This window comes from Streptomyces sp. NPDC058240, assembly GCF_042882135.1.
Lineage (GTDB): Bacteria > Actinomycetota > Actinomycetes > Streptomycetales > Streptomycetaceae > Streptomyces.
This window is the reverse complement of sequence record NZ_JBHVWT010000143.1, coordinates 1-2,205: the sequence shown is the minus strand read 5'-3', so window position 1 is coordinate 2,205 and position 2,205 is coordinate 1. Positions and strand designations below refer to the sequence as shown.

The following is a 2,205-nucleotide window of genomic DNA, read 5'->3' as shown; positions in this document are numbered from 1 at the left end:
CAGCCGCGGCCATAGCCACCCGGAGAGGCCACCACCAGCCCGACAGCTCCAGCTGCAAGCGCGAATCGGGCAGCACGTTACTTACTGCCCTCTCATGTGGTGCACCAGGGCGGCGAAGCCGGCTATGGCATGTGCCATTTCAACGCTGCTCATCCCGATCGAAGCCGCTGGGAGGGGCAGACAGGGGGCCTGGTCACGGATTCGGTAGCCGCGGCAAGGCCCGCGGGGCCCTGCCGCGACCAAGGACAAGCTGGGTACCGAGCACAACACAGCGCGAGACTTCCCTGCCCCCGTGGTTCCTGTGGGGGAGGGAGCGCTGCGCCTCGTTGCTGTGCGGGCCGCGCCGGTCGGGTGAATGACCGGCGAGTGGCGCGCCCGCCCGCCGGCGGAAGGGCGACCATCGGGGAGAGGCCATATCCGAAGGAAGGGGCTTTTCCATGAGTCGTGCACTGATCATCGTTGATGTGCAGAAGGACTTCTGCGAGGGCGGCAGTGTTCCGGTGAAGGGCGGCGCGGGCCGGGCCGCCGCCATCGCCGAGCTGGTCCGACGCCCCGACGAGCAGTACGCCTTCGTCGTGGCCACCCGTGACCACCACATCGACCCGGGCGCCCACTTCTCCGAGAATCCCGACTTCCATGACTCGTTCCCCGTGCATTGCATCGTCGGCAGTGAGGGAGGCGAGTTCCATCCGGACTTCGCGCCCGCCGTGGACTCCGGGCACATCGACGAGGTCGTCTTCAAAGGCGCGCATTCCGCCTCGAAGAGCGGTTTCGAAGGCTTCACACAGGACGGTACGACGTTGTCCGACTGGCTGAGAGCCCGCGATGTCACCGATATCGACGTCGTCGGCATCGCGACCGACCACTGTGTGAAGGCGACTGCACTGGACGGAGCGCGCGCGGGCTTCACGGTGCAAGTCCTGCTCGACTACACCGCCGGTGTCGCCGCCGACACCACGCGCACCGCACTCGACGAACTGCGCCGGGCCGGCGTCGCGCTCAGCGGCGAACCTGTTGTCGCTACCTGAATACGTCGGCCGTAAGCGGCTGCCCGGGAATGATGTCGGCGCCTCGGTGCTTGTGCTGTGCTGGCGGCAGTCCAGCCCGTCAGCGGGAGGAGCGTCCAGGCCTGCCGACCTTGTTGGCTGGGCCTGCACGCAACGGGCCTCTTCGGGCGAGCAGTGTCTCCGCAACCACATACCTGCCGAGAGGCCCGTTCCATGCGGAGGAAGGCCACGCAGTCCGGCGCTATGGCCTCCCAGTTCTCGCAGCGTGGTGCCGCGCCCGCCCGCGAGCAGCGGGCGGGAGGCAGATCCGACCGGGGCGCCTGCGGGGGAGACCACCCCTGGGCGGCGGCCGTCGAATCGGCGGGTTCGTCGTGCGGGGGCACCGCGGGACGAGGTGCTTCCTTGTCCGTGAACTGTGTCATGACCGTGCCCCCGTCTCCGGCGTGGGGGCGGGCAGGTCGACCGGTTCCTGGTCGAAGTCGGCCGAACGGCTCACCGCTTCCCACCTGGCTGCTTCCTCCAGCTGGCCGCGTGCGTAGTCCTGCGCCATCTCGACGGCACCGGCCCCAATGACGAGGTGAGAGGGCGGGGCCGGGTGCTTGACCACGCGTACCAGGATGTCGCCGGCCCGCTTCGGGTCGCCCGGGGCATTCGCGCCGCTGAAAAGGCGCACCATCTCACCGACCGTCGCGTCGTACTCCGATGCGACGTCCGGGGTCTGCATCGAGGCTCCGGCCCAGTCCGTGGCGAACCCGCCCGGCTCCACGACCAGGTACTTGATGCAACCAACGAATTCATACGGAGCCAACACGATTGGTGGCACCGCCAGCACGAGGAACAGGACGGTCCGGCGCACATGGCAGCCAGAACGGAGGCCTTCCGGATCCGCGGCCAGGCATTCGAAGCCGTTCACCAGCTCCGCCTGCTCGTACCCGATGATGGCCTGCATGCACGGGCAGAGCAAACCATCGGGATCATCGGTGCTCTTCACCGCGCAACAGACCGCGAAGAACTGCGGACGAAGTCGGTCGAGGCACGGGCGTCCCTCAACTCCTTCGTTGCACACGCTTCAGCCCAGATCAGGTAGACAGCCGACGGTTCTCGGAGGGACTGTAAAACGATCGGTGTAACTCCTGATCAAGGAAGATGCATCGATGACCAGTGAGAACGTGACCGAGGCCGAGTCCGTCGAGCCGTC

Annotated in this window: 2 protein-coding genes; one reads left to right on the top strand and one right to left on the bottom strand. The window is 67.4% G+C overall.

Features of this window, described 5'->3' with window-relative positions; all coding sequences use genetic code 11:
* Positions 1-437 precede the first annotated feature (437 nt).
* A complete protein-coding gene (locus ACFVX4_RS41980) occupies positions 438-1,028 on the top strand; it encodes an isochorismatase family protein (protein ID WP_389988759.1) in 591 nt (196 codons plus the stop codon).
* 397 nt (positions 1,029-1,425) lie between these two features.
* Here ACFVX4_RS41980 and ACFVX4_RS41975 read toward each other — a convergent pair whose 3' ends face one another.
* Positions 1,426-1,956 carry a hypothetical protein gene (locus tag ACFVX4_RS41975; RefSeq protein WP_389988756.1) on the bottom strand — a complete coding sequence of 177 codons (531 nt, stop codon included), beginning with the start codon at positions 1,954-1,956 and terminating at the stop codon, positions 1,426-1,428.
* Between the last annotated feature and the right edge of the window lie 249 nt (positions 1,957-2,205).